Origin of the sequence: Micromonospora sp. NPDC006431 (assembly GCF_042870725.1) — a bacterium.
Lineage (GTDB): Bacteria > Actinomycetota > Actinomycetes > Mycobacteriales > Micromonosporaceae > Micromonospora.
In genome coordinates this window covers 197,842-223,197 of the sequence record NZ_JBIAHQ010000004.1, presented here as the reverse complement: position 1 = coordinate 223,197, position 25,356 = coordinate 197,842, and the positions used below count along the sequence as shown (strand labels likewise).

Genomic DNA, 25,356 nt, shown 5'->3' with positions numbered 1-25,356 from the left:
GGAGTGCAGCGCAGCGGAGCCCCGCAGCCGCGAACAACCGGGGGTACGGCGTGAGCGCGAGGAGTGCAGCGCAGCGGAGCCCCGCAGTCGCGAACAACCGGGGTGCGGCATGACGGACCTGGCCGCCCGGTTCCGGAAGCTGTGGGACGAGCTGGCCCCGGTCGGGCGGGACGCGGGCAGCGGCGGCTACCTGCGGTACGCGCTGACCGAGCCGGAACTGCGGCTGCGGACGTGGTTCCGCGAGCAGGCCGAGCAGCGGGGCATGCCGGTGCAGGAGGACGGCAACGGCAACCTCTTCGCCTGGTGGGGTGACCCGGTGGCGGGCGGGGCGGTGCTCACCGGCAGCCACTTCGACTCGGTGCCGCACGGCGGCGCGTACGACGGGCCGCTCGGCATCGTCAGCGCGTTCCTCGCCGTGGACGAGCTGCGGGCGGCCGGCGTCGCCCCGGTCCGACCGGTGGCGGTGGCCGCGTTCGTGGAGGAGGAGGGGGGCCGGTTCGGCGTACCCTGCCTGGGGTCGCGGCTGCTCACCGGCGAGATCGCGGTGGACCGCGCGGCCGAGCTGCGCGACACCGACGGGGTGAGCTTCGCCGAGGCGCTGGGCGACCGGCCGGCGGGCGCCGACCCGGCGCTGCTCGGCCGCTTCGCGGCCTTCGTGGAGCTGCACGTCGAGCAGGGCCGCGCGCTGGTCGACCAGGCCGCGCCGGTCGCCGTGGCCAGCGCCATCTGGCCGCACGGCCGCTGGCGCTTCGACTTCCACGGCGAGGGCAACCACGCGGGTACGACCCGGATGGCCGACCGCCGCGACCCCATGCTCACCTACGCGTTCACCGTGCTGGCGGCGAACAAGGAGGCCCGGCTGCGCGACGCGCACGCCACGGTCGGCCGGGTGGCCGTCGAGCCGAACGCCACCAACGCGATCCCGTCCCGGGTGACCGGTTGGCTGGACGCCCGGGCGGCCGAGCCGGAGACGCTGCACGGCCTCGTCGCGGCGGTGCGGGACAAGGCCGCCGATCGGGCGCGGCGGGACGGCACCGAGCTGACCTGCACCGAGGAGTCGGCGACCCCGCTGGTGGCGTTCGACGGCGGGTTGGCCGACCGGCTGGCCCGGCTGCTCGACGCGCCGGTGCTGCCCACCGGGGCGGGGCACGACGCGGGCGTGCTCGCCGCGCACCTGCCCACCGCGATGCTCTTCGTCCGCAACCCGACCGGGGTGTCACACTCCCCCGCCGAGTCCGCCACCGACACCGACTGCGCCGCCGGGGTTACCGCCCTGGCCCGGGTGCTGGAGGAGCTGGCATGCCGCTGACCCGCTGGCTGGCCGAGTACGCCTGGCTGCCCGACCACGCCGAACCCACGCCCGACGTGCTGATCGAGGCCGAGGGCGGCCGGATCACCGCGGTCACCCCGCTGGTCCGCGGCGGCACGCCGACCGCCGGGGTCGAGGTGCTGCACGACGCGGTACGGCTGCCCGGGCTCACCCTGCCCGGCCTGGCCAACGCCCACTCGCACGCGTTCCACCGGGCACTGCGCGGGCGCACCCACGGCGGGCGGGGTGACTTCTGGAGCTGGCGGGACGTCATGTACGACGTGGCCGCCCGGCTCGACCCGGAGTCCTACCTGGCCCTGGCCCGGGCCGCGTACGCGGAGATGGCGCTCGCCGGGATCACCTGCGTCGGCGAGTTCCACTACCTGCACCACGCGCCGGACGGGACGGCGTACGACGACCCGAACGCGATGTCTGCGGCGCTGGTCGAGGCGGCCGCGCACGCGGGCATCCGGATCACCCTGCTGGACACCGCGTACCTGACCGCGGGGGTGGACGGCGCGCCGTTGGCCGGGCCGCAGCGGCGGTTCGGCGACGGGGACGCGCTGCGCTGGGCGGAGCGGGTCAGCGGGTTCACCCCGGGCAACGACCACGCCCGGGTCGGTGCGGCGATCCACTCGGTGCGGGCGGTGCCGGCGGAGCAGCTCGCCACGGTGGCCGGCTGGGCGGACCGCCAGGGCCTGCCGCTGCACGTGCACCTGTCCGAACAGCCGGCCGAGAACGACGCCTGCCGGGCCGTGCACGGCTGCACGCCGACTCGGCTGCTGGCCGACCACGGGGTGCTTGGCCGGCACACCACTGCCGTGCACGCCACCCACCCGACCAGCGCCGACATCACGTTGCTCGGGGAGAGCGGGACCGGGATCTGCCTCTGCCCCACCACGGAGCGGGACCTCGCCGACGGGATCGGGCCGGCTCGGCGGATGGCCGAGGCGGGCAGCCCGCTCAGCCTCGGCAGCGACAGCCACGCGGTGGTCGACCTGTTCGAGGAGGCCCGCGCCGTGGAGCTGGACGAGCGGTTGCGGACCCGCAGACGAGGGCATTTCACCGCCGCCGAGCTGCTCGCCGCCGCCACCGTCGGCGGGCACGCCGCGCTGGGCTGGGGTGACGCCGGCCGGCTGTCGGTCGGCGACCGGGCCGACCTGGTCACCGTACGGCTGGACAGCGCCCGGACCGCCGGGGTGCCGCCGGTCGGGGCGTTCTTCGCGGCCACCGCGGCGGACGTCACGCACGTGGTGGTCGACGGGCGGACGGTGGTCGCCGACGGCCGGCACCTCACCGTCGACGTGCCCACCGAGCTGCGCGCCGCCATCGAGGAGGTGACCTCATGACCGGCTTCCCGGAGCGGCCGGTGCGGCCGGGCGACCGGCTGCGGCCGGCGGTGCGGAACTCGGGCAGCCTGCTGGTGGACAACATCGGGGAGTTGGTCACCAACTCCTTCGGGGCGGGCGAGGGCGGCCCGCTGGGCATCCGGCGCAACGCCGCCCTGCTGGTCGAGGACGGCGTGGTGGCCTGGGTCGGGTCGGCCCGCGACACCCCGGCCGCCGACCGGCGGATCGACGCCGGGGGGGCGGCGGTGCTGCCGGGCTTCGTGGACAGCCACGCCCACCTGGTCTTCGCCGGGGACCGGGCCGCCGAGTTCGCCGCCCGGATGGCCGGCGAGCCGTACACCGGGGGTGGCATCCGCACCACCGTCGGCGCCACCCGCGCCGCCGCCGACGACGAGCTGCGGGCCACCGTGCAGCGGCTGCGCACCGAGGCGATGCGGCAGGGCACCACCACCATCGAGATCAAGAGCGGGTACGGGCTCACGGTTGCCGACGAGGCCCGCTCGCTGCGGATCGCCGCCGAGTTCAGCGAGGACACCACGTTCCTCGGCGCGCACGTGGTCCCCGCGGAGTACGCCGACCGCCCCGACGACTACGTGGGCATGGTGTGCGGGCCGATGCTGGCCGCCGCCGCCCCGTACGCCCGTTGGATCGACGTGTTCTGCGAGCGGGGCGCCTTCGACGTGCACCACGCCCGGGCGATCCTCGCCTGCGGGCAGGCGGTGGGGCTGGGGGTGCGGGTGCACGCCAACCAGCTCGGCCCCGGGCCGGGCGTGCAGCTCGGGGTGGAACTCGGCGCGGCCAGCGTGGACCACTGCACCCACCTGTCCGACGCCGACGTCGAGGCGCTCGCCGCGCAGCGGGTCGACTGCATGTGCGCCGAGGGCGGGCACACCGCCACCGTCGCCACCCTGCTGCCCGGCGCGGAGTTCTCCACCCGGTCGCCGTATCCGGAGGCCCGGCGGCTGCTCGACGCGGGGGTGACCGTGGCATTGGCCACGGACTGCAACCCCGGGTCGTCGTACACGTCGTCGATGCCGTTCTGCATCGCCCTCGCCGTACGCGAGATGCGGATGACCCCGGGGGAGGCGGTCTGGGCCGCGACCGCCGGCGGGGCGGTGGCGCTGCGCCGCACCGACGTCGGGCGGCTGACCCGGGGCGCGCGGGCCGACCTGATGATCCTCGACGCCCCCTCCCACCTGCACCTGGCCTACCGGCCTGGTGTGCCCTTGATCCGCCAGGTTCTGCACAACGGAGTTCCGCAATGAGTGAGCGAAGCGAACGAATCATCAAGCTCAGCCGTCACGAGGCTCGTGCCGCCGGTGAGCGAAGCGAGGCGACGGCATGAGCACCCTGAATATTCAGCCCACCGGAGTTTCGCCCGCCGACGTGCTCGCCGTGGCCCGCGGCACCGCCAAGGTCCTGCTCGACCCGGCCGCCGTGGACGCGATGGTGGCCAGCCGGTCCATCGTGGATGGCATCGAGGCGGCCGGCCGGCCCGTCTACGGCGTCTCCACCGGCTTCGGGGCGCTCGCCAACACCTTCGTGGCGCCCGAGCGGCGGGCCGAGCTGCAGCACGCGCTGATCCGCTCGCACGCCGCCGGGGTGGGCGCGCCGATGCCCCGCGAGGTGGTCCGGGCGATGATGCTGCTGCGGGTACGCTCGCTCGCCCTCGGCCGCTCCGGGGTCCGGCCGCTGGTCGCCGAGGCCCTGGTGGACCTGCTCAACCACGAGGTCACCCCGTGGGTGCCCGAGCACGGCTCGCTTGGCGCCTCCGGTGACCTGGCCCCGCTGGCGCACTGCGCGCTGGTGCTGCTCGGCGAGGGCTGGGTGCTCGGCCCGGCCGGGGAGCGGATCACCGGCGGTGAGGCGCTGCGCCGGGTCGGCCTCGCCCCGATCGAGCTGGCCGCCAAGGAGGGGCTGGCGCTGATCAACGGCACCGACGGCATGCTCGGCATGCTGCTGCTGGCCATCCACGACGCCCGGCACCTGTTCACCATGGCCGACGTCACCGCCGCGCTGGCGATCGAGGCGATGCTCGGCTCGGAGCGGCCGTTCCTGCCCGAGCTGCACGCCATCCGGCCGCATCCGGGCCAGGCGGAGTCGGCGGCGAACATCCACCGGCTGCTGCAGCAGTCGGCGGTGATGGACTCGCACCGGGACGACCTGGCGCACGCCGTGCAGGACGCGTACTCGATGCGGTGCGCTCCGCAGGTGGCCGGGGCGGCCCGGGACACCCTGGACTTCGTCGCGACCGTCGCCGGGCGGGAGCTGCTGTCCGTGGTGGACAACCCGGTGGTGCTGCCGGACGGGCGGGTCGAGTCGACCGGCAACTTCCACGGCGCGCCGCTCGGCTTCGCCGCCGACTACCTGGCCATCGCCGCGGCTGAGGTGGGCGCGATCGCCGAACGGCGGGTGGACCGGCTGCTCGACGTCACCCGCTCCCGGGAGTTGCCCGCGTTCCTCTCCCCCGACGCCGGGGTCAATTCCGGGCTGATGATCGCCCAGTACACGGCGGCCGGGATCGTCGCCGAGAACCGGCGGCTGGCCGCGCCCGCGTCGGTGGACTCGCTGCCCACCAGCGGCATGCAGGAGGACCACGTCTCGATGGGCTGGGCGGCGGCCAAGAAGCTGCGGACCGTGCTGGACAACCTGACCAGCCTGCTCGCCGTGGAGCTGCTGGCCGCCGTGCGCGGGCTCCAGCTCCGGGCGCCGCTGACCCCGTCGCCGGCGGGCCGCGCGGCGCTGGCCGCGCTGCGCGAGGTGGTGGGCGAGCCGGGGCCGGACGTGTTCCTGGCCCCGCTCATGGAGGCCGCCCGCGAGGTGGTGCGCGGTCCCGAGCTGCGCGCGGCGATCGAGCGGGAGGTCGGCCCGCTCGGCTGACCGGATTCCCGGCCGGTCCGGTCCACCCTGGAAGGGTGGACCGGACCAGCTCCGGCCGGGCGATGATGCTCGGGGTCTGGCTCCGGCTGGGCTGGCATTTCCTGGCCGGGTGAGGTGCGGCCGGGCGTCGGCTCAGGTGGCCAGCACCGCCACGCCGATCAGCACGGGCAGCGCCGCCACGGTCGACAGCAGGACCGAGTCCCGGGCCAGGACCGTGCCGCGCCCGTAGTGGGCCGCGTAGACGAAGACGTTCTGCGCGGTGGGCAGCGCGGCGGTGATCGTGCAGGCCAGCACGAGCACGTGCGGCAGGCCCAGCGCGAACCGGGCGACCAGGTAGGCCACCACGGGCTGGGCCACCGCCTTGAGCGCCACCGCGAGCCGTACCTCCGGCCCGGTGTCGCCGGAGCCGGGCACCGGGGCACCGTGCAGCGACAGGCCGTACGCGAGCAGGGTGGCCGGCACCGCCATCGCGGCGACCAGTTCGACGGGCCGCATGAGCGGCTCCGGCGGGGTCCAGCCGGTGAGCCCGACGGTGAGGCCGAGCATGCAGGCGACGGTGACCGGGTTGGTGAGCGGTTGGGTGACTGTCGCGAGCAGCGAGCGCCGCCGTGGCCCGGTCGCGTTCTCCAGGACCACGAACGCCAGCGGCGCCATCACCACGAGCTGGAACATCAGCACCGGTGCCACGTAGGAGGCGTCACCCAGCACGTACACGGCGATCGGGATGCCGATGTTGGCCGCGTTGACGTACGACGAGGCGAGCGCACCGATCGTCGTCTCGGCCACCGGCCGGCGCCACCACAGCTTCGCGATCAGCACGAACAGGGTCGCCACGGCGGTCGCGCTGACCACCGTGACGACCAGGACGGACGAGATGACCGCGTGGATGTCGGCCCGGGCCACCGTGGTGAAGAGCAGCGCCGGGGTGGCGACGAGGAACGCCACCCGGGACAGCACGCCGCCCGCCTCCGGGCCGAGCACCCCGCCGCGCCCGAGCAGGTAGCCGACGGCGATCACGGCCACGATGACGGCGAAGCCGTTCAGCACACCCTGCACGTGGGCCTTCCTCCGCCTGCCGGGCCGGTCAGGGCCGCGCGCCGGTCTCCGTCCGGGCCACCGTCCAGGCCTCGGCCTGCTCGCTGAGCGTGACGCCGAGACCGGGCCGGTCCGGGACGACCATCCGGCCGTCCCGCAGCTCCAGCCGCTCGTTGAACAGCGGCTCCAGCCAGTCGAAGTGTTCCACCCAGGTCTCCCCGGGGTACGCGGCGGACAGGTGCAGGTGGATCTCCATGGCGAAGTGCGGGGCCATCGACAGTCCCCTGTGGTCGGCGAGAGTGGTGATCCGCAGGAACTGGGTGATGCCGCCGACCCGGGGCGCGTCCGGCTGGATGAAGTCCACCGCGTCGGCCTCGATCAGCCGCCAGTGCTCGGCCGGGCTGGTCAGCATCTCCCCGGTGGCGATGGGGGTGTCCAGGGCGGCGGCCAGCCGGGCGTGCCCCTCGACGTCGTACGCGTCCAGCGGCTCCTCGATCCAGACCAGGTTCAGCGGTTCCATGGCCCGGCCGAACCGCTGGGCGGTGCGCCGGTCCCACTGCTGGTTGGCGTCGATCATGAGGGGGAACCGGTCGCCGAGCGTCTCCCGGACCGCGGTCACCCGCTTGAGGTCGGCCGCGGTGTCCGGCTGCCCCACCTTGATCTTGATGCCGCCGATGCCGCCGGCGACCAGCGCCCGGGCGTTGTCCAGCACCTCCTCCAGCGGGCTGGACAGGAAGCCGCCGGAGGTGTTGTAGCAGGGCACCGAGTCGCGGTGGGCGCCGAGCAGCTTGGCCAGCGGCAGGCCGGCCCGCTTCGCCTTGAGGTCCCACAGGGCGATGTCGAGCGCGGCGATCGCCTGGGTGGCCAGGCCGCTGCGGCCGACCGAGGCGCCGGCCCAGACCAGCTTCTGCCACAGCCGGGCGATGTCGTTGGGGTCCTCGCCGACAAGCTCCGGTGCCACCTCGGCGGCGTGGGCGAACAGGCCCCGGCCGCCGGCCCGCTTCGAGTAGCTGAAGCCCAGGCCGTGGTGGCCGTCGGTGGTGACCACGTCGGCGAAGAGGAACGCCACCTCGGTCAGCGGCTTCTGCCGGCCGGTGAGCACCTTGGCGTCGCTGATCGGGGTGCGCAGCGGCAGGTACACCAGGCGCAGGCCGACCCAGGCGATGCGGTCGCCGGAGACGGCCGAGGACGAAGCGGCGGCCGGGTGCGCCGGGGCGGAAGAGGTCACCATCACTCCTCGGTTCGGGTGGCGGCGACGGCGAGGCCGCCGTCGGGGGTCGGGGTGGTCACCTGGTGCTCGACCTGGGCGGCCTGCCGGCCGCGGACGGCCCGCAGCGCCGGTACGACGACCACGGTCAGCACCAGCAGGGCCACCAGCGCCGCCGAGACGGGACGCTGGACGAAGCCGGTGAAGTCGCCCTCGAAGAGGCGCATCGACCGGCGGAACGACGACTCGAGCAGCTCGCCGAGGACGAACGCCAGCACGAACGGGCCGGGCTCGAAACCGAGCTTCTTCATCCCGTAGCCGACCAGGCCGAGCGCGACCACGAGGAACATGTCGAAGACGTTGTTCCGGATGCTGTAGACGCCGACCATGGTGATCAGCACGGTGAGCGGGGCCAGGATACCGGCCCGTACCCGCAGCAGGCGGACGAAGACACCGATCAGCGGGATGCTCAGCAGCAGCAGGAAGATGTTCCCCACGTACATGGAGTTGACCACGCCCCAGAACACGTCCGGGTGCTCGGTGATGAGCTGCGGCCCGGGCGGGATGCCCTGCAGCAGCAGCGCGCCGAAGAGCACCGCCATGGTCGCGTTCGCCGGTACGCCGAGGGTCAGCAGCGGGATGAAGGACGAGGTCGCGGCGGCGTTGTTGGCGCTCTCCGGGCCGGCGACGCCCTCGATGGCGCCCTTGCCGAACCGGGACGGGTCCTTCGCCGCACGCTTCTCCACGGCGTACGCGACCAGCGAGGACATGGTGGCGCCGCCGCCGGGGAGCACCCCGAGGACGAAGCCGACCACGGAGCCGCGCAGCACGGCCAGCCGGGACCGCAGCCACTCAGGTCGGGTCGGGATCGCCCGCCCGAAGGTCAGCACGGCCGGTTGGGGTCGCAGCCGGTGTTCCAGGTTGTAGAGGATCTCCCCCACCCCGAACAGCCCCATGGCGACGATGACGAAGTCGATGCCGTCGGCGAGTTGGTCGCTGCCGAAGGTGAAACGGGGGGTGCCCACCATCGGGTCCAGGCCCACGGTGGCCAGCAGCAGGCCGACGCCGGCGGCGGCCACGCTCTTGATCAGGGAGCCGCTGCCGAGGGTGGCGACCATGAAGATGCCGATCAGCGCCAGCAGGGTGTACTCGGCCGGTCCGAACTGCAGGGCGAAGTCGGCGACCAGCGGCGCGATGAGGGTGAGCAGGATGATCGAGGCGGTGCCGCCGATGAACGAGCCGATCGCGGCGATGCCCAGCGCCGAACCGGCCCGGCCCTTGCGGGCCATCTGGTAGCCGTCGAGCGCGGAGACCACGGTCGACGCCTCGCCGGGCAGCCGGAGCAGCACCGAGGTGATGGTGCCGCCGTACTGGGCGCCGTAGAAGATGCCGGCCAGGAGGATGACCGCCGCGGCGGGCTCGATGCCGTACGTGACCGGTAGCAGGATGGCGATGGTGGCCGCGGGTCCCAGCCCGGGCAGCACCCCCACCAGCATGCCCAGCGTCACGCCGAGCAGGCAGTAGAGCAGGTTCTGCGGTTCGAACACCACCGCGAACCCGGACAGCACGGGGGTCAGGTCCATGGTGGATCTCCTCTCTGGCGGAGGGTCAGATGACGATCAGGTGGGGCAGCGGCACCCCGAGCGCGGTGATGAAGAGCCCGTACAGGGCGGCCGTCGTGAGCACCGAGACCAGCGCGGTGGTGCGCCACCCCTCGCGCCCGAAGAACCGCAGCCAGAGCACCAGCACCAGCACGGTGGGGATCTCGAAGCCGACGAGCTCGAACAGGAACGCGTAGAGGGCGAGACTGGCGGCGCCGACGAGCACCACGCCGGTGCCCCGGGTGAACGCCTCGGTGTCCGTCGTCCCGCGGGTGCGCAGCACCAGGGCCACCCCGCTGACCAGCAGCAGCAGCGCGACGATCGCCGGCCACAGGCCCGGGCCGGGCTCGGTCAGCGTGCCGAGCCCCAGCCCGTGGGCCAGCCAGAGGGTGACCAGCCCGAGCAGCACCGGCACCGCGCCCGCCACGGTGGCGAGGACCGGGCCGCCCGGGGAGATCTCCTCCCCGGGCGGCGCGGTCGCGGGCTCCGCGGCCTCCTGCGGTACGCCGGCCGACCCGCCCGGCGACTCGGGCGGTACGGCGTCAGCCCGGGAGGCCGGTCGGGTGTCGCTCACCGTCATTTCCCGGATCCGAAGGTGAGGCCGAACTTCTTGCTCAGGTCGGCGTACTCCTTGGCGGCGTCGGTCAGGTGCTGGCGCGCCTCCTGGTCGGAAACCTCCCAGCGCTCCATGTAGTTGTCCTTGAGGAACTTGTCGTACGCGGCGTCCTTGCGTGCCTCGGCGAACGAGTCGGTCAGCTTCTTGGCGACCGCGTCCGGCAGGCCGGTGGGCGCGACGATGAAGCGGCGCTGGTCGACCACCACGTCGAAGCCCTTCTCGGGGGCGGTCGGCACGTCGGGCAGGTAGCTGCTGCGCTTCTCGGAGAAGATCGCCAGCGGGCGGAACTTGCCGGCCTTGATCTGCGGCATGGTCTCGGCGAGGGAGCCGGAGAGAACGTCCACCTGCTTGCCGAGCAGGGCGGTCGCGGCCGGCGCGCCCCCGTCGAACGGCACGTCGGTGGCCTTGACGTTGGCCGCCTTGAACAGCAGGGCCTGGGAGAGCTGGGCGCCGGTGCCCACGCCGGTGGTGGCGTACCGGAGGGACGGGGCCTTGAGCAGGTCCTCCAGCGTCTGGTGGGGCGAGGCCGCGTTGACCACGAGGACGTAGTCCTCCTGGGTGAGCGTGGTGAGGATGGTCATCTTGTCCGGCTGGATGGCGGTGGGGTCCCGCACGGCCAGCGGGGTGATCGCGAAGAGCGACTTCACCAGCAGGGCAATGTTGTAGCCGTCCGGCGCCGATGCCAGCACCTCCTTGCCGCCGACGGCGCCGTTGGCGCCGGGCTTGTTGGTGACGACCACCGACTGTCCGAGCGGCTTCTCGGCGGCCTTACTGATGGCCCGGCTGATCAGGTCGCCGCTGCCGCCCGGGGCGAACGGCACGGTGAACTGGACCGCGCGGGTCGGGTAGTTGCTGCCTGCGGCGTCCTTGCCGCCCTGCACGCCGGAGCAGGCAGCGACCGGCAGCACGGCGAGCGCGGCGAGGCCGGCCAGCAGCCGGCGGCGGGACGGGGACGGGAGGGGGGATCTCATGACGACTCCTCGTGCGTGTGTGGGGGTGGTGGGGGTCAGCCCCGGACCAGGCAGGGACGTTTGGGGTGGAACGTCCAGTCGGGGATGAGGTAGCGCATCGCCTCGGCGTCGTCGCGGGCGCCGAGGCCGTGTTCCAGGTAGAGCTGGTGGGCCGCCTCGACCCGGTCCAGGTCGAGCTCGACGCCGAGGCCCGGCGCGGTGGGGACCGCGATGGCGCCGTCGGCGATGGTCAGCGGGTTCTTCGTGAGCCGCTGGCCGTCCTGCCAGATCCAGTGGGTGTCGATGGCGGTGATCTCGCCGGGCGCGGCGGCCGCGACGTGGGTGAACATCGCCAGCGACACGTCGAAGTGGTTGTTGGAGTGCGAGCCCCAGGTCAGCCCCCAGGCGTCGCACAGCTGGGCGACGCGCACCGAGCCGGCCATGGTCCAGAAGTGCGGGTCGGCCAGCGGGATGTCGACCGCGTCGGCGCGGATCGCGTGGCCCAGCTCCCGCCAGTCGGTGGCGACCATGTTGGTGGCCGTGCGCAGGCCGGTGGCCCGGCGGAACTCGGCCAGCACCTCGCGGGCCGAGAAGACCCCCTCGGCGCCGCACGGGTCCTCGGCGTACGCGAGCACGTCGCGCAGCTCGCGGCAGAGCGCGACGGCGTCCCGGAGCAGCCAGCCGCCGTTGGGGTCGAGCGTGATCCGGGCGTCCGGGAACCGGCCGGCCAGCGCCCGTACCGCCTCGGCCTCGACGGGGCCGGGCAGCACCCCGCCCTTGAGTTTGAAGTCGCGGAAGCCGTAGCGGGCCCGGGCCGCCTCGGCCAGGGCGACGACGGCCTCCGGGGTCAGCGCCTCCTCGTGCCGCAGCCGCAGCCAGTCGTCGGCCGCGTCCGGCTCGCTCCGGTACGGCAGGTCGGTCCGGTTGCGGTCGCCGACGAAGAACAGGTACCCGAGGGTGGGCACGCTGCTGCGCTGCTGGCCGTCGCCGAGCAGGGCGGCCACCGGCACCTCCAGGTGCTGGCCGAGCAGGTCCAGCAGCGCCGCCTCCAGCGCGGTCACCACGTGCACGGTGGTCCGCAGGTCGTACGTCTGCGCGCCCCGGCCGCCGGCGTCGCGGTCGGCGAAGCGTGCCCGGACGGCGGCCAGCACGCCGTGGTGCTGCCCGACGGGCCGGCCGAGCACCAGGTCCCGGGCGTCCTGGAGGGTCTGCGTGATGGCCGGGCCGCCGGGTACCTCGCCGACGCCGAGCCGTCCCTCGCTGTCGGTGAGGAGCACCAGGTTGCGGGTGAAGAAGGGGGCGTGCGCGCCGCTGAGGTTCAGCAGCATGGAGTCGTGCCCGGCGACCGGCACGACCCGCATCCCGGTCACCACGGGGGTGCGCGGCGGGGTCACGGTCGGCACCTCGGCAAGTTCGCTGGTCATGGCTCAGTCCCGTCCCGGATGGCCGTCGACGCGCCGCCACAGCCCCAGCGGATTGTCGTCGGCGAGTTCGGCGGGCAGCAGGTCGGCCGGCACGTTCTGGTAGCTCACCGGACGCAGGAAACGGTCGATCGCCAGGGTGCCGACCGAGGTGCTCCGCGGGTCGGAGGTGGCCGGGAAGGGGCCGCCGTGGACCACGGCGTGCCCCACCTCGACCCCGGTGGGCCAGCCGTTGACGAGCACCCGGCCGGCTTTGAGCTCCAGCTCGGCGAGCAGCCGGCGGGCCTGCGGGTGGTCGGCGGAGGCCGCGTGCACGGTGGCGGTGAGCTGCCCGTCGAGCCGGTCGACGATCTCCCGCAGCTGGTCGTCGCCGGTCACCCGGACCACCACGGTCACCGCGCCGAAGACCTCCTCGCGCAGCGCCGGCTCGGCCAGGAACGTCGCGCCGTCGGTGACCAGCAGTCCGGTCCGGCCGGCGCAGGCGATGCCCGCGTCCGCGGCGCCCCGGGCCACGGCGCGTACCCCGTCGAGCGCGGCCAGCCGGTCGACGCCCCGGTCGTACGCGGCGTGGATGCCGCCGGTCAGCATCGGCGCCGCCAGGACGCCCCGGACCGCCTCGGCGGCGGCCGCCACGAACTCGTCGAACCCGTCGCCGTCGGGCAGGAAGACCAGGCCGGGGCTGGTGCAGAGCTGGCCGACGCCGACGGTCACCGAGCCGATCAGGGCGGCACCCAGCTCGGCGGCCCGCTCGGCCAACGCGCCAGGCAGCACGAACACCGGGTTGACGCTGGACATCTCGGCGTACACCGGGATGGGTTCCGGGCGGGCGGCGGCCGCGGCGACCAGGGCCAGCCCGGCGGCGCGGGAGCCGGTGAACCCGACCGCGCGGATCCGGGGGTGGCGGACCAGGGCGGCGCCCAGCCCCGGGCCGTCGCCGTACAGCAGGGAGAAGGTGCCCTCGGGCAGGTTGTGCTCGCGTACCGCGGCCTGGACGGCCCGGCCGACCAGCTCGGACGTGCCGGGGTGGGCCTCGTGCGCCTTCACCACCACGGGGGCGCCGGCGGCCAGCGCCGAGGCGGTGTCGCCGCCGGCGACGGAGAAGGCCAGCGGGAAGTTGCTCGCGCCGAAGACCGCGACCGGGCCGAGCGGGACGCGACGCTGCCGCAGGTCCGGTCGGGGCAGCGGGACCCGGTCGGGCTGGGCGGGATCGATCCGGACGTTGAGCCAGTCACCGTCGCGGACGACCGAGGCGAAGAGCCGGAGCTGGTTGCAGGTACGGGCCCGTTCGGCGAGCACCCGGGCCGCCGGGATGCCGGTCTCGGCCACCACCCGCTCGACCAGGGTGTCGCCGAGCGCCTCGAGGTTGGCGGCGATGCTCTCCAGGAACGCGGCCCGGGTCGCCAGGTCGGCGTGCCGGTAGCCGTCGAACGCGGTCCAGGCGAGTTCGGCGGCGCGGTCGACCTCGGCGGCGCCGCCCAGGCCGTACGCCGGTTCCAGCGTCCGCCCGCTGCGCGGGTCGACGGCCCGGACCTCGCCCTCGTTGCCGTGGACCTCGGCGGAACCGATCAGCATGGCGCCGGTGAGCGGCGTGGTCTCGGTGGTGGTCATGGCGGTCAGCCCAGCTTCTCGATGAGGGTGGCCAGCGCGCCCTGCTCGTCGGCGGTGAGGTCGGTCAGCGGCGGCCGGACCGGGCCGGCGGAGCGGCCGACGACCCGCATCCCGGCCTTGATGATCGAGACCGCGTAGCCGGCCTTGCGGTTCCTGATCTCCAGGTACGGCAGCACGAACTCGTTGAGCCGGGTGTAGACGCCGGCCCGGTCCTGGGCCCGCACGGCGGCGTAGAACTCCAGCGCGAAGGTGGGGGCGAAGTTGAAGATCGCGGACGAGTAGGTGGTGACGCCCAGCTCGAGGTAGGGCAGGGCGAACGTCTCCGCGGTGGGCAGGCCGCCGATGTAGAGCAGCCGGTCGCCGATCGTGGCGTACAGCCGGGTCATCAGCTCGATGTCGCCGACGCCGTCCTTGAAGCCGATCAGGTTGGGACAGGTCGCCACCAGCTGCTCCATGGTCGGCACGGTGAACCGGCCGTTGGCCCGGTGGTAGACGACCACGCCCAGCGAGGTGGCCGCACAGACCGCCCGGACGTGGGCGGCGAGGCCGTCCTGGCTCGACTCGGTCAGGTACGGCGGGAAGAGCAGGATGCCGTCGGCGCCGGCCCGCTCGGCGTCGCGGGCCAGGTCGACCGCCTGAGCGGTGCCGAAGCCGGCCGGCGCGATGATCGGCGTCGTGCCGCCGCTGCCCGCCACCGCCGCCCGCACCACCCGGGCGATCTCGTCCGGGGTCAGGGAGAAGAACTCCCCGGTGCCGCCCGCGGCGAACAGCCCCGCCGCCGGGTACGAGGCGAGCCAGCTCAGGTTCTCCCGGTACGCGGCCTCGTCGAACTCCAGCTCGGGGGTGAAGTGGGTGACGGGGAAGGACAGCAATCCGCTCCCCAGCACGCGCTGAAGCTCTTCCGGGGTGTGTCGCGTCATCTCGCTGGACTCCTGTTTCGGGTAGGTGACCAGGAGGTTAAGCACCTCGGGTGATACCGGTCCAACACGAGTTGGGCATTGGCTGATACCTTCCGGGCATCATCGCTGGAGGTGCCATGTTCACCCTCGATCAGCTCCGGGGCTTCGTGGCGGTCGCCGAGGAAGGCCACGTCGGGCGGGCGGCCGCCCGCCTGCGGATGACCCAGCCGCCGCTGAGCCGCCAGATCCAGCGGCTGGAGCGCGCCACCGGGCTGCTGCTGTTCGAGCGGACGTCCACCGGCGTCACCCTCACCCCCGCTGGCCGGGTCTTCCTCGACGAGGCGCGGCGGCTGCTCACCCTGGCCGCCACCGCGCCGCTGACCGCGCGCCGGGTCGCCGACGGCACCGCCGGGTCGATCCGGATCGGCTTCACCGCCGTGTCGGCGCTGACCGTGCTCGGGCGCTGGATCGCCACCGCGGCCGAACACCTGCCCGGCGTGGACCTGGTGCTCTCCGAGATGGTCACCCGGGTTCAGCTCGACGCGATCCTCGCCGGCGAGCTGGAGGTGGGGCTGGTCCGCGAGGTGCCGCGCAGCGAGCTGCTCGCCTCCCGGCTGGTGCACACCGAGTCGCTGGTGCTGGCGGCGCCCCGCGACCACCCGCTGACCCGGCTCGGCCGCCCGCCCCGGCTCGCCGACGTCGCCGAACACGACGTGGTCACCTACTCGCCCTCGGAGGCGTGGTACTTCTACGAGCTGGTGGTCGCCGCGTTCCACCAGGCCGGCGTCGCCCCCCGGTACGTCCAGCACATCAGCCAGGTGCACACCCTGCTGTCGGTGGTCAACGCCGGCCTGGGGGTGGCCCTGGTGCCGCGCTCGGCGTCCGCGCTGCGACTGGAGAACCTGGCCTTCCTCGACGTGACCGACATCGAGGAGGGCACGGTGAAGCTGCACTGCGTGTGGCGCACCGGCCACCAGAACCCGGCCCTGGCGGCGCTGCTGGCGCGGGTGACCGGCTGACCAGGCACCCGCGCCGACGCTCGGTCAGGCCGCCGGCAGGAGCACCTTGGCGGCCAGCTTGGCCAGCTCGCGCAGCGCCTTGCCACGGTGGCTGACCGCGTCCTTCTCCTCCGGGGTCAGCTCCGCGTTGGTCCGCTCCTGACCGTCGCCGAGGAAGATCGGGTCGTACCCGAAGCCGCCGTCGCCGCGCGGGGCCCGCAGCAGCCGGCCCGACTGCCGGCCGTCGACCAGGTGCTCCTTGCCGCTCGGCAGCACCAGCGCCACCGTGCAGACGAAGGCGGCGCCCCGGTGCTCGTCCGCCAGGTCGGCGATCTGGTCCAGCACCAGCTGGAAGTTGGCCCGGTCGTCGCCGTGCCGGCCGGCCCAGCGGGCGCTGAACACGCCCGGCATGCCGTTGAGCGCGTCCACGGCAAGCCCGGAGTCGTCGGCGATGGTCGGCAGGCCGGTACGCCGGCAGCCCTCCCGCGCCTTGATCAGCGCGTTCTCGCCGAAGGTCAGGCCGGTCTCCGGCAGCTCCGGATACTCCTCGACGTCGTCCAGCCCGAGCAGGGCGATCCGGTGCGCGCCGAGCGCGCCGTCGAGGATCCGCTGGAGCTCGACGAGCTTCTTCCGGTTCCGGGTGGCGAGCAGGACCGTGTTCATGAGAGATCACCTTCGTTCGCGACTGCGGGGCTCGCAAGCTCGCTCCTCGCGCTCACTGGAGCGCCTTCCGCTGCGCGTCGGCCAGTTCCAGGCAGCCCACCACGCCCAGGTCCAGCAGGGCGTCGAGCTGCTCCCGGGCGAAGACACCGGCCTCGCCCGTCCCCTGCACCTCGACGAAGTCGCCGGTCCCGGTGCAGACCACGTTCATGTCGACCTCGGCGGCCACGTCCTCCTCGTAGCAGAGGTCCAGGCGCGGCTCGCCGGCGATGATGCCAACGCTGACCGCGGCCACCGAGCGGTGCATCACCTTCTCCACCTTGCCGGCCAGGGCCTTGCGCTCGGCCAGCCAGGTCACCGCGTCGTGCAGCGCCACGTACGCGCCGGTGATCGCCGCGGTCCGGGTGCCGCCGTCGGCCTGGAGCACGTCGCAGTCGAGCACGATCGAGTTCTCGCCGAGCGCCTTCAGGTCGATGCAGGCCCGCAGGCTGCGGCCGATCAGCCGGGAGATCTCGTGGGTACGCCCGCCGATCTTCCCGCGCACGCTCTCCCGGTCGGAGCGGGTGTTGGTGGCCCGGGGCAGCATCGCGTACTCGGCGGTGACCCAGCCGAGCCCGGAGCCCTTGCGCCAGCGGGGCACCCCCTCGGTCACGCTCGCCGTGCAGAGCACCCGGGTCGCGCCGAACTCGACGAGGACCGAGCCCTCCGGGTGGGTGCTCCAGCCCCGGGTCAGGGTCACCGGTCGGAGTTGGTCGGGCCGCCGCCCGTCAGGTCGCGCCATGCCTGCACCTTATGCGGTGCCGTGATCGAAGCGCGCCGCGGTGTGCCCTCTGCCCGGGCGGGTCGGTGGCCCGCGCCCGAAGCGCGGGCCGGTCGGTTCCGTCCGACCCGGCAGTGGCGGGGGCCCAGCTCGCCGCCGGAACGAGCGGAGCGGCACGGGTCAGGGCGGGCCGGGTGCCTCCGTCGCGGCGTCGGCGGGGACCGGTGCAACGCCGTGCGCGCGGAGGAAACCAGCGACCGCGGCGGGCCAGCCGAACTCCTCGGCCCGGCGCCGGGCGGCCGACCGCCGCGCCGCCTCCGGGCGCTGAAGCAGCCGGACGACCGCGGCGGCGATCGCCGACGGGGTGCCGTAGGCGGCCAGCCCGCCCGGCCCGATCACCTCCGGCAGCGCACTGGCCGCGTTGGCCACCACCGGGGTGCCGCTGGCCAGCGCCTCCAGCCCGGCCAGGCCGAAGGTCTCCACCGGACCGGGTGCGAGCACCACGTCCGCGCTGGCCAGCAGCGCGGCGATGGCGGCCCGGTCGGGCAGGAAGCCGGCCAAGTGCACCGGCAGGCCGGCCGCGCGCCGGGCCAGCGTCGCCCGCAGCGGCCCGTCGCCGACCATCACCAGCACCGCGGGTACGCCGGCGCGGCGCAGCCGGGCGAGGGCGGCCACCGCCAGCTCGGGGCGTTTCTCCACCGACAGCCGGGCGCAGTGCACCAGCAGCACCTCGGTGTGGTCGGCGTACCGCTCGCGCAGCACCGGGTCGGCGCGGTCGGGGTGGAACGTGGTCAGGTCGACCCCGAGCGGCACCAGGTCGACGGGCGGGCCGGCGAGCCGGTCGAACTCCTCCGCCGCCCAACGGGTGGTGCAGACCACCCGGTCGTAGTGGTGCAGGGTCTCCCGGTTGAGCCGGTCGGCGACCCGCCGGGCCGCGGCGCCCGGCAGCCGCCACTGCCCGAGCAGCCCGGTCAGGCTCTCGTGGGAGACCATCACCGACGGCACGCCGTGCGCCCGGGCCCACCGGCCGGTCCAGCGCAGGGTGCTCCGGTCGGAGACCTCCAGCCGGTCGGGCGCCAGGTCAGCGAGCACCCCGGCCAGCCGGCGCCGGTCGGTCAGCAGCCGGTACCCGCCGCTGCCCGGCAGCACCGGTCCCGGCAGGGTGACCACGCGGCCCCACGGCTGCCGGGTGTCGCCGTACCGCTCGCCGGGGATCACCAGCACCGGATCGTGGCCGGCGGCCAGGTAGCCCTCGCCGAGGTGCCGCAGGGCGGTACGCAGCCCGCCGGAGCGGCCGGTCACGAAGTTGGCCACCCGGACGATGCGTACCCCGCTCACCCGGGGGCCCGGAGGCCGGCGAGCGGCGTGCCGGCGACGGCGGCCTGGTAGTGCCCGACCAGTTCGTCCCCGACGGCGCTCCAGCTGCGGCGGCTGACCGCCGCCCGGGCGGCGGTGCCGTACCGGGTCCGGCGGCCGGGGTCGGCGACCAGCTCGGCCACGGCGGCGGCGAGCGCGTCCCCGTCGTCGGGCGGGACCAGCAGCCCGGTCACACCGGACTCGACCAGGTCGACCGGGCCACCGCTGGCCGGCGCCACCACCGGCACCCCGCTGGCGGCGGCCTCCTGCAGCGTCTGCCCGAACGTCTCGTGCGGGCCGGTGTGGACGAACACGTCGAGGCTGGCGTAGAGGCGGGCCAGCGCCTCCCCGTGCTGCACGCCGAGGAACCGCACCCCGGGCAGGGCGCGTTCGAGCTGCCGGCGGGCCGGGCCGTCGCCGGCCACCACGACCCGTACGCCGGGCAGCCGGGCCGTCGCCGCAAGCAGTTCCACCCGCTTCTCGGGGGCGAGGCGGCCCACGTAGCCGACGAGGAGTTCGCCGCCGGGCGCCAGGGTCCGGCGCAGCGGGTCGCTGCGCCGGGTCGGGTGGAACAGGTCGGCGTCCACGCCCCGCCGCCAGAGCCAGATCCGCTGGATTCCGTTGGCGATCAGGTCGGCGGCGGCGCGGGTCGAGGGCGCGAGGTTGCGCTGCGCGCAGTTGTGGATCTCGCGGAGCCGGCGCCAGGCCGCCGCCTCACCCCAGCCGACCCGGTACGCGCGGGCGTAGGAGGCCACGTCGGTCTGGTAGACGGCGACGACCGGCAGGTCGTGCCGGACGGCCAGGGTCGCCCCCGCCGCGCCGAGGACGAACGGGCTGGCGAGGTGGACGACGTCCGGCCGGTGGCCGAGCAGGGCGGCGGCCAGCCCGGCGGCCGGTAGGCCGAGCCGGAAGCCCTGGTAGCGCGGCAGCGGCAGGCTGGGGATCCGCACCACGGGGTAGGGGCGCGGTTCGGTGGGTCGGTGCCGGCCCCGGGCCGGCGCGGGCGCGATGACGAGCGGCTCGTGTCCCCGCGCCACGAGGTGTTCGGCGGTCCGGACGACGGAGTTCGCCACGCCGTTCACGTCCGGCGGGAACGACTCGGTCACGATGGCGATCCGCATGGCCCGAGGGTGCGGGCCCGACGGGTGCGTCAGGCGACCAGCCGCTGACGGATCGGCGAACACTACGGCAACGCGGCGCGCCGCCGCCGTGGTCAGACGTCGTAGCAGGCGCCGGGGCGGACCACGTCCAGCGGCCCGACGTACGCCCCGGCCGCCGACTCGACGGTGTGCGCCTCGCTGCCCCAGGCCGCCACCAGATGGGTGAGCAGCAGCCGACCCACCCCCGCCTTGGTGGCCGCCTCGCCGGCCTCCCGGCCGGTCAGGTGCAGGTCCGGCGGATTCTCCACGCCGTCGAGGTAGCTGGCCTCGCAGAGGAAGAGGTCGGCGCCCTGGGCGAGGCGCAGCAGCGCGTCGCAGGGCGCGGTGTCCGCCGAGTAGCAGAACACCCGGCCGTTGTGTTCCAGCCGCACGCCGTACGTCTCGATCGGGTGGTTCATCCGGTCGACGGTGACGGTGAACGGGCCGATCGGGAAGGTGCCGGGCTCGAGCCCGTAGAACTGGTAGACGTCCTCGACCGTGCTGTCCTCCTGCCCGTACGCGCTGGCGATCCGGCCCGGCGCGCCGGAGGGGGCGTAGACCGGCAGGGGCGGGTATGGGCCGTCCGGGGCGTAGCGGCGCACCACCACGTAGGACGCCGCGTCGAGCATGTGGTCGCAGTGCAGGTGGGTGAGGAGGATGGCGTCGGGGGCGTGCAGCCCGACGTAGCGCTGGAGGGTGGAGAGCGCCCCCGGGCCGAAATCGATCAGGAGGCGGAAGCCCTCCGCCTCCACGAGGTAGGCGGAGCAGGGGGACTCGGGGCCGGGGAAGCTGCCCGCGCAGCCGAGGACGGTCAGTCGCATCCGGTCGCCCCGTTGTCACGCTTCGTAGTCGAAACGCCGGCAGTCGCTCCGCCGATGATCACAACCGACGCGTACGCCACGCTGCGCAGCCTACGCGCCGGTCCGGGCGGGCAAGAATGATCCAACGGAAGTTGTCATCAACGTGACACCCGTACACGTCCGGTGCCGACACGGCGGAGGCGGGCCGGCCGGCGGATGACGCCGACCGGCCCGAACCGCCAACCGTCAGGCCCAGAGCTGCCCCTCGAGGGCGTCCTCGGCGTCCGCCAGGGTGCCCCCGTACGCCCCGGTCGACAGGTACTTCCAGCCGCCGTCGGCGACCACGAACGCGACGTCGGCCGGGCGGCCCGCCCGGACCGCCTCGTGCGCCACCGCCAGGGCGGCGTGCAGGATCGCGCCGGTGGAGAAGCCGGCGAAGATCCCCTCCACCTCGACGAGCTGCCGGGTACGCAGCACCGCGTCCCGGGTGCCCACCGAGAACCGCCGGGAGAGCACCCCCGCGTCGTAGAGCTCGGGGACGTAACCCTCGTCGATGTTGCGCAGGCCGTAGACCAGCTCGCCGTAACGGGGCTCGGCGGCGACGATCTGGATGCCGTCGACCTTCTCCCGCAGGAAGCGTCCGGTGCCCATCAGGGTGCCGGTGGTGCCCAGACCGGCCACGAAGTGGGTGATCGTGGGCAGGTCGTGCAGCAGCTCCGGCCCGGTCGTCTCGTAGTGCGCCCGGGCGTTCGCCTCGTTGCCGTACTGATAGAGCATCACCCAGTCGGGGTGCTCGGCGGCGATCTGCTTCGCGGTGGCGACGGCCTGGTTCGAGCCGCCGGCGGCCGGCGAGAAGATGATCTCCGCGCCGTACATCCGGAGCAGCTGGACCCGCTCGGTGGAGACGTTCTCCGGCATCACGCAGACCAGCCGGTATCCGCGCAGCTTGGCCACCATGGCCAGGGAGATCCCGGTGTTGCCGCTGGTCGGTTCCAGGATGGTGTCACCCGGCCGGAGCTGCCCCGCCGCCTCGGCCGCGCGGACCATGAACAGGGCGGCCCGGTCCTTGATGCTGCCGGTCGGGTTCCGGTCCTCCAACTTGGCCCAGAGCCGCACCGGCGGCGCCCCGTCGGGCACCGTCGGCGAGAGCCGGGGCAACCCGATCAGGGGCGTACCGCCGCAGGCATCGAGCAGGCTGTCGTACCGCGCCATGACGACCGCCGTCAGCGGCGCGCTGCGCGCACGCCAGCCGCCGCGGCGGCACTGTGCTGCGCGATCGCGGCTGCCGCCGCACTGTGCTGCGCGATCGCCGCGGCGGCGGCGAAGCCGAACGCGCCGCCCGCCACGGCCGGCAGGATGGTGACGCTGTCACCGTCGTTGAGCTTGGCGTCGAGCGCGCCGAGGAAACGGACGTCCTCGTCGTTGACGTAGACGTTGACGAACCGGTGCAGCGCGCCGGCGTCGGTGACCAGCCGGGCCTTCAGGCCGGCGTGCCGGGCGTCCAGATCGGTGAGCAGGTCGGCGAGCGTGTCGCCGGTGCCCTCGACGACCTTCGCGCCGCCGGTGTAGCTGCGCAGGATGGTGGGGATGCGAACCTCGATGGCCATGATGTCTCGTGCTCCTTGAACGGGTAGTGCCAGGTGACGGGGGGAAGAAGGAGGTGCCGGCGCTGGAAGGTCAGCGGCCGGAACACTCGTAGTCGACCGTCGCCGGGCTCTGCCCGAACATGTAGGACTGGACGGCGTGCGGGTCCACGGCGGCATCCACGATCCGGACCGGCTCCTCGGTCACCACGCCGTCAACGATGCGGAAGGAGCGGATCTCCTCCGTGTCGGGTTCGCGGGTCGAGACGAGCAGGTAGTGCGCTCCCGGCTCACCGGCGAAGGAGATGTCCGTCCGGGACGGGTACGCCTCCGTCGCGGTGTGCGAGTGGTAGATGACGACCGGCTCCTCGTCGCGGTCGTCCATCTCCCGCCACAACCGCAGCTGCTCCATCGAGTCGAACTCGTAGAAGGTCATGGAGCGGGCGGCGTTCTCCATCGGGATGTGCCGGGTCGGGGTGTCGCTGCCGGCGGGACCGGCGACCACGCCGCACGCCTCGTCCGGGTGGTCCCGACGCGCGTGGGCCACGATCGCGTCGATGATCGACCGGTCGATGCTCAGCACGCCGACCAGCCTAGCGCCTGGGCGTCACGGGCGGCGAGGTGGTGACCGTCACGAATCAGTCGATCAGGGCGTTGAGCAGGGATTCCTGCAGATACCCGAGGTACGCGTAGACCGACAGTTGGAACACCCGGGAGGAGGTCGGGTCCTCGGCGACCGCGTCGTCGAGCTCCTCCCCCAGGTCCATGCCGTCCTTGATCTCCAGCCGGACCCCCATGGCCAGCCGGGCGTCGTTGAGCGCCCGCAGCCACGCCTCGGCCGCCTCCGCGTCGAGGCGCACCTCGCCGCCGGCCTCACCGTCGGGCAGCGCGGCGAGGATGGCGCCGGCCTGGTCGATCTTGGCAGTCTTGAGGTCACCCTCGGTGTAGCGGCGGAACTCCGCGGCGCTCGCCGCGTCCTCCGGGTAGACCGCGGGGAACAGCCGGCCGACCACCGGGTCGCCGTGGTCGAAGCCGTCGGTGAGCAGGCCGACCACCTCGGAGGCGACCTTGCGCAGCACTCGGACCTCGTCCACGGCGAAGATGGCCACGTAGCGGTCGCCCTGGCGACGGAACATGCTCACGACCTGTCCACCGTCGCCCAGAGGCCGTACGCGTGCAGCTGCGACGCGTCGTGCTCCATCCGCTCCCGGGCGCCACTGGAGACGACCGCCTTGCCCTTGTGGTGCACATCCAGCATGAGCTGCTCGGCCTTCTCCCGGCTGTACCCGAAGAGCTTCTGGAACACCCAGGTCACGTACGTCATGAGGTTGACCGGATCGTCCCAGACGATGGTCACCCAGGGCCGGTCGGAAGCCGGCACCTCTTCAGTGTCCGGCGTCTCGACCGGCGCAACCTGTGGAGCCGCCATGCCCCCCATCGTGCCACCGGATCCGGGGAACCGATGAACCGGAAGGTCACCCCGGCCCGGATCACCCGCCCGGGCCGCCCACGGCGACCCGGCCGGCCGGCCGGCGACCCCGACCTCAGGCGAGCAGGATGCCGTGGTCGACAGCATCGGTGAGCACCGCCCCCAGCGAGAGCCGGATCACCTCGAAGCGACGGGACACCTCGCGGGACAGTTCCAGCTCGACCTCCCGCAGTGCCCGCTGCGACCAGGAGCGGGCACTGTTCGGGTCGTCGTTGCCGGGGACGCGCCAGTGCTGCCAACAGCCGCCGGAGAGCGCCACCCCGATGGGCGGCAGCGCCTCGTCGCGCGCCGCGCCGGGGAAACCGGCCAGGGCGTCCGTCGCCCCGGTGCCGCTCAGCCCGGCCACCCCGGCCGTGCTGGTGACCAGGAGCACCCGGTCCAGCTCCCGGCCGGCCGGCTGGTCGGCGAGGCCCCACCGGACGGCGTGGGTGATCCGGCGCCGCACTCCCTCCGCCAGCGGCGCGCCGAAGACCCGGGCCGCCAGGTCGTCGACGATGCTCCGGACCGCCTCGTCGCACTGGGCCGTGGCGAGCAGCGACAACGCCTCCATCTCCCGGTCGAGCAGCTGCGGCAGGCCCGCGCAGCCGACCCCGAAGACGATCTCCTGCACCACCCGGAGGTGGATGTTGGCCAGCTCCAGGGCGAGGTGCTGGCGGATCCGCTGGGCGCAGGAGCGGGCCTGATGGTCGAGGCGGTCGGTGAGGTCGCCCGGGTCGAGCCCGGGCAGGACGGCCACCCGGTGGTGCACGCCGGGCGGCTCCGGCGGGTGGGCGCTGGCCCGCCGCAGTCCCTCGTCCGCCGCCCAGCCCACCAGGGCGCGACGCAGGGCCGAGTGGTCCGCCTGCCGCACCGGGTACCAGCGGGCCGAGGCGAGGCCGGGCACCGCGGACAGCAGGGCCGCCCGGTGCGCCGCCAGGGAGACCTCCGCCGGGTCGACCCGGCGGTCCGCCGCACGCGGCCCGGCACGACCGGCCGACGCGACGGACGCCCCCGGGTCCTCCGTCGCCGTCGGGCCGGCCGCCGGGGCCGCCCAGCCGGCCGCCCCGGGGGTGACCGCGAAGAACACCTCGACCCGGGCCCGGGCCACCTCCGCCAGCAGGTGCAGCTCGGCAGCGGTGAACGCCTGGTCGGCGGAGATCACGAAGAGCAGGGCGCCGGCCCGGCCGACCGCGTCGAGCAGCACCTGGTCACCGGCGACGCCGAGGGAGCCGGTGTCCGGCGTGTCGAGCACCGAAAAGTGGCGCAGCAGCGGGTCGGGCAGGCTCAGCTCCACCCGGCGCGGCGGACGGGCCAGTGCCGGGCCGGCCGCGAGCGGATCCGCGCCGTACGAGTGCGGCTGGCGGTAGCCCGGCACGTACGCGGCGCGGGTCGGCACCTTGGCGTGGTTGACGAGCAGGCAACTGCCGGCGGGCACGTCCAGCATGCCGGGCGCCACCTCGAGCAGGCCGGCGAGCAGCTCACGCCGACCGGCGCCGGCCGGACCCGCGACGACGACGGCCAGCGGCTCCTCGGGGCGGGGCTCGGTCACCCCGAGCCGGGTGGGCAGCGGGGCGCAGCGGGTTCGCTCGGCCGGCGCGCCCAGTTCGGACACGTCGACCGAGGGCAGCGGACGCTGCTTCATGAGATGGCCTCCCAACCAGGCGACCGGGTTGCGGACCGCGTCGCTTGGGAAATCCTGCGGTTAGTCTGGGCTGCC

The 25,356-nt window shown here is 74.2% G+C and carries 25 protein-coding genes; 6 read left to right on the top strand and 19 right to left on the bottom strand.

Annotated elements, in window-relative coordinates:
* Positions 1-109: 109 nt before the first annotated feature.
* The 5 genes from ACFYM6_RS10120 (at position 110) to ACFYM6_RS10100 (ending at position 5,651) form a co-directional block, all read left to right on the top strand.
* On the top strand, positions 110-1,309 hold the full coding sequence (locus ACFYM6_RS10120) for an allantoate amidohydrolase (RefSeq protein ID WP_387274101.1): 1,200 nt from the start codon (positions 110-112) through the stop codon (positions 1,307-1,309).
* The gene (locus ACFYM6_RS10115; protein ID WP_387274554.1) at positions 1,306-2,658 is read left to right on the top strand and encodes a formimidoylglutamate deiminase; all 1,353 of its coding nucleotides are present in this window, start codon (positions 1,306-1,308) and stop codon (positions 2,656-2,658) included. Before ACFYM6_RS10120 ends, ACFYM6_RS10115 begins: the two co-directional genes overlap by 4 nt.
* On the top strand, positions 2,655-3,923 hold the full coding sequence (hutI, locus tag ACFYM6_RS10110) for an imidazolonepropionase (RefSeq protein ID WP_387274099.1): 1,269 nt from the start codon (positions 2,655-2,657) through the stop codon (positions 3,921-3,923). The genes ACFYM6_RS10115 and hutI overlap by 4 nt, the downstream gene beginning before the upstream one ends.
* Before the next feature lie 76 nt (positions 3,924-3,999).
* The gene (gene hutH / locus ACFYM6_RS10105) at positions 4,000-5,538 is read left to right on the top strand and encodes a histidine ammonia-lyase (protein ID WP_387274097.1); all 1,539 of its coding nucleotides are present in this window, start codon (positions 4,000-4,002) and stop codon (positions 5,536-5,538) included.
* Positions 5,539-5,573: 35 nt separating this feature from the next.
* Positions 5,574-5,651 carry a DUF6186 family protein gene (locus tag ACFYM6_RS10100; protein ID WP_387274552.1) on the top strand — a complete coding sequence of 26 codons (78 nt, stop codon included), beginning with the start codon at positions 5,574-5,576 and terminating at the stop codon, positions 5,649-5,651.
* A gap of 19 nt (positions 5,652-5,670) precedes the next feature.
* Here ACFYM6_RS10100 and ACFYM6_RS10095 read toward each other — a convergent pair whose 3' ends face one another.
* Genes ACFYM6_RS10095 through kdgD form a run of 8 tightly spaced genes read right to left on the bottom strand, consistent with a single transcriptional unit; the run spans position 5,671 to position 14,941 of the window.
* A complete protein-coding gene (locus ACFYM6_RS10095) occupies positions 5,671-6,594 on the bottom strand; it encodes an AEC family transporter (protein ID WP_387274095.1) in 924 nt (307 codons plus the stop codon).
* Between the two features lie 28 nt (positions 6,595-6,622).
* On the bottom strand, positions 6,623-7,801 hold the full coding sequence (locus tag ACFYM6_RS10090; protein ID WP_387274093.1) for a mandelate racemase/muconate lactonizing enzyme family protein: 1,179 nt from the start codon (positions 7,799-7,801) through the stop codon (positions 6,623-6,625).
* Between the two features lie 2 nt (positions 7,802-7,803).
* Positions 7,804-9,363, bottom strand: coding sequence for a tripartite tricarboxylate transporter permease (locus tag ACFYM6_RS10085; RefSeq protein WP_387274091.1), 1,560 nt, complete (start codon positions 9,361-9,363; stop codon positions 7,804-7,806).
* A gap of 25 nt (positions 9,364-9,388) precedes the next feature.
* Positions 9,389-9,955: a tripartite tricarboxylate transporter TctB family protein gene (locus ACFYM6_RS10080; protein WP_387274089.1), complete on the bottom strand. Its 567-nt coding sequence runs from the start codon at positions 9,953-9,955 to the stop codon at positions 9,389-9,391.
* 2 nt (positions 9,956-9,957) lie between these two features.
* Positions 9,958-10,968, bottom strand: coding sequence for a tripartite tricarboxylate transporter substrate binding protein (locus ACFYM6_RS10075; RefSeq protein WP_387274088.1), 1,011 nt, complete (start codon positions 10,966-10,968; stop codon positions 9,958-9,960).
* 35 nt (positions 10,969-11,003) lie between these two features.
* The gene (gene gudD / locus ACFYM6_RS10070; RefSeq protein ID WP_387274086.1) at positions 11,004-12,371 is read right to left on the bottom strand and encodes a glucarate dehydratase; all 1,368 of its coding nucleotides are present in this window, start codon (positions 12,369-12,371) and stop codon (positions 11,004-11,006) included.
* 3 nt (positions 12,372-12,374) lie between these two features.
* Positions 12,375-13,976 carry an aldehyde dehydrogenase (NADP(+)) gene (locus ACFYM6_RS10065; RefSeq protein WP_387274084.1) on the bottom strand — a complete coding sequence of 534 codons (1,602 nt, stop codon included), beginning with the start codon at positions 13,974-13,976 and terminating at the stop codon, positions 12,375-12,377.
* Positions 13,977-13,981: 5 nt separating this feature from the next.
* The gene (gene kdgD / locus ACFYM6_RS10060; protein ID WP_387274082.1) at positions 13,982-14,941 is read right to left on the bottom strand and encodes a 5-dehydro-4-deoxyglucarate dehydratase; all 960 of its coding nucleotides are present in this window, start codon (positions 14,939-14,941) and stop codon (positions 13,982-13,984) included.
* Between the two features lie 71 nt (positions 14,942-15,012).
* On the opposite strand from kdgD, the gene ACFYM6_RS10055 reads away from it, so the two are divergent.
* A complete protein-coding gene (locus tag ACFYM6_RS10055; RefSeq protein ID WP_357434038.1) occupies positions 15,013-15,894 on the top strand; it encodes a LysR family transcriptional regulator in 882 nt (293 codons plus the stop codon).
* A gap of 24 nt (positions 15,895-15,918) precedes the next feature.
* Here ACFYM6_RS10055 and rdgB read toward each other — a convergent pair whose 3' ends face one another.
* The 11 genes from rdgB to ACFYM6_RS10000 all read right to left on the bottom strand — a co-directional run bounded on the left by rdgB (position 15,919) and on the right by ACFYM6_RS10000 (position 25,281).
* A complete protein-coding gene (gene rdgB, locus ACFYM6_RS10050) occupies positions 15,919-16,536 on the bottom strand; it encodes an RdgB/HAM1 family non-canonical purine NTP pyrophosphatase (RefSeq protein ID WP_073832363.1) in 618 nt (205 codons plus the stop codon).
* 52 nt (positions 16,537-16,588) lie between these two features.
* Positions 16,589-17,314, bottom strand: coding sequence for a ribonuclease PH (rph, locus tag ACFYM6_RS10045; protein ID WP_387274079.1), 726 nt, complete (start codon positions 17,312-17,314; stop codon positions 16,589-16,591).
* Positions 17,315-17,473: 159 nt separating this feature from the next.
* Positions 17,474-18,631, bottom strand: coding sequence for a glycosyltransferase (locus ACFYM6_RS10040; protein WP_387274077.1), 1,158 nt, complete (start codon positions 18,629-18,631; stop codon positions 17,474-17,476).
* Positions 18,628-19,770: a glycosyltransferase family 4 protein gene (locus ACFYM6_RS10035; RefSeq protein WP_387274075.1), complete on the bottom strand. Its 1,143-nt coding sequence runs from the start codon at positions 19,768-19,770 to the stop codon at positions 18,628-18,630. The genes ACFYM6_RS10040 and ACFYM6_RS10035 overlap by 4 nt, the downstream gene beginning before the upstream one ends.
* 92 nt (positions 19,771-19,862) lie before the next feature.
* Positions 19,863-20,609, bottom strand: a complete 747-nt coding sequence (locus ACFYM6_RS10030) for an MBL fold metallo-hydrolase (RefSeq protein WP_387274073.1) — start codon at positions 20,607-20,609, stop codon at positions 19,863-19,865.
* Positions 20,610-20,834: 225 nt separating this feature from the next.
* Positions 20,835-21,800: a pyridoxal-phosphate dependent enzyme gene (locus tag ACFYM6_RS10025; protein WP_357434050.1), complete on the bottom strand. Its 966-nt coding sequence runs from the start codon at positions 21,798-21,800 to the stop codon at positions 20,835-20,837.
* An 11-nt stretch (positions 21,801-21,811) separates the two neighbouring features.
* The gene (locus tag ACFYM6_RS10020; protein WP_387274071.1) at positions 21,812-22,195 is read right to left on the bottom strand and encodes a MoaD/ThiS family protein; all 384 of its coding nucleotides are present in this window, start codon (positions 22,193-22,195) and stop codon (positions 21,812-21,814) included.
* A 70-nt stretch (positions 22,196-22,265) separates the two neighbouring features.
* Positions 22,266-22,754, bottom strand: a complete 489-nt coding sequence (locus ACFYM6_RS10015) for a Mov34/MPN/PAD-1 family protein (RefSeq protein ID WP_073832356.1) — start codon at positions 22,752-22,754, stop codon at positions 22,266-22,268.
* A 55-nt stretch (positions 22,755-22,809) separates the two neighbouring features.
* Entirely contained in the window at positions 22,810-23,307 is a 498-nt protein-coding gene (locus ACFYM6_RS10010) for a DUF2017 domain-containing protein (RefSeq protein ID WP_387274550.1), read from the bottom strand.
* 2 nt (positions 23,308-23,309) lie between these two features.
* A complete protein-coding gene (clpS, locus tag ACFYM6_RS10005) occupies positions 23,310-23,600 on the bottom strand; it encodes an ATP-dependent Clp protease adapter ClpS (protein WP_357434056.1) in 291 nt (96 codons plus the stop codon).
* 115 nt (positions 23,601-23,715) lie between these two features.
* Entirely contained in the window at positions 23,716-25,281 is a 1,566-nt protein-coding gene (locus ACFYM6_RS10000; protein ID WP_387274068.1) for a hypothetical protein, read from the bottom strand.
* Positions 25,282-25,356 lie beyond the last annotated feature (75 nt).

What these genes read in the sequence shown, in the direction of transcription:
- hutI (WP_387274099.1), top strand. Translation starts at nt 2,655, where the DNA reads ATGACCGGCTTCCCGGAGCGGCCGGTGCGGCCGGGCGACCGGCTGCGG.
- ACFYM6_RS10120 (WP_387274101.1), top strand. Translation starts at nt 110, where the DNA reads ATGACGGACCTGGCCGCCCGGTTCCGGAAGCTGTGGGACGAGCTGGCC.
- ACFYM6_RS10085 (WP_387274091.1), bottom strand. Translation starts at nt 9,363, where the DNA reads ATGGACCTGACCCCCGTGCTGTCCGGGTTCGCGGTGGTGTTCGAACCG.
- ACFYM6_RS10055 (WP_357434038.1), top strand. Translation starts at nt 15,013, where the DNA reads ATGTTCACCCTCGATCAGCTCCGGGGCTTCGTGGCGGTCGCCGAGGAA.
- ACFYM6_RS10030 (WP_387274073.1), bottom strand. Translation starts at nt 20,609, where the DNA reads ATGCGACTGACCGTCCTCGGCTGCGCGGGCAGCTTCCCCGGCCCCGAG.
- clpS (WP_357434056.1), bottom strand. Translation starts at nt 23,600, where the DNA reads ATGGCGGCTCCACAGGTTGCGCCGGTCGAGACGCCGGACACTGAAGAG.
- ACFYM6_RS10020 (WP_387274071.1), bottom strand. Translation starts at nt 22,195, where the DNA reads ATGGCCATCGAGGTTCGCATCCCCACCATCCTGCGCAGCTACACCGGC.
- ACFYM6_RS10075 (WP_387274088.1), bottom strand. Translation starts at nt 10,968, where the DNA reads ATGAGATCCCCCCTCCCGTCCCCGTCCCGCCGCCGGCTGCTGGCCGGC.
- rph (WP_387274079.1), bottom strand. Translation starts at nt 17,314, where the DNA reads ATGGCGCGACCTGACGGGCGGCGGCCCGACCAACTCCGACCGGTGACC.
- ACFYM6_RS10065 (WP_387274084.1), bottom strand. Translation starts at nt 13,976, where the DNA reads ATGACCACCACCGAGACCACGCCGCTCACCGGCGCCATGCTGATCGGT.
- ACFYM6_RS10025 (WP_357434050.1), bottom strand. Translation starts at nt 21,800, where the DNA reads ATGGCGCGGTACGACAGCCTGCTCGATGCCTGCGGCGGTACGCCCCTG.
- ACFYM6_RS10000 (WP_387274068.1), bottom strand. Translation starts at nt 25,281, where the DNA reads ATGAAGCAGCGTCCGCTGCCCTCGGTCGACGTGTCCGAACTGGGCGCG.
- hutH (WP_387274097.1), top strand. Translation starts at nt 4,000, where the DNA reads ATGAGCACCCTGAATATTCAGCCCACCGGAGTTTCGCCCGCCGACGTG.
- ACFYM6_RS10010 (WP_387274550.1), bottom strand. Translation starts at nt 23,307, where the DNA reads ATGTTCCGTCGCCAGGGCGACCGCTACGTGGCCATCTTCGCCGTGGAC.
- gudD (WP_387274086.1), bottom strand. Translation starts at nt 12,371, where the DNA reads ATGACCAGCGAACTTGCCGAGGTGCCGACCGTGACCCCGCCGCGCACC.
- rdgB (WP_073832363.1), bottom strand. Translation starts at nt 16,536, where the DNA reads ATGAACACGGTCCTGCTCGCCACCCGGAACCGGAAGAAGCTCGTCGAG.
- ACFYM6_RS10035 (WP_387274075.1), bottom strand. Translation starts at nt 19,770, where the DNA reads ATGCGGATCGCCATCGTGACCGAGTCGTTCCCGCCGGACGTGAACGGC.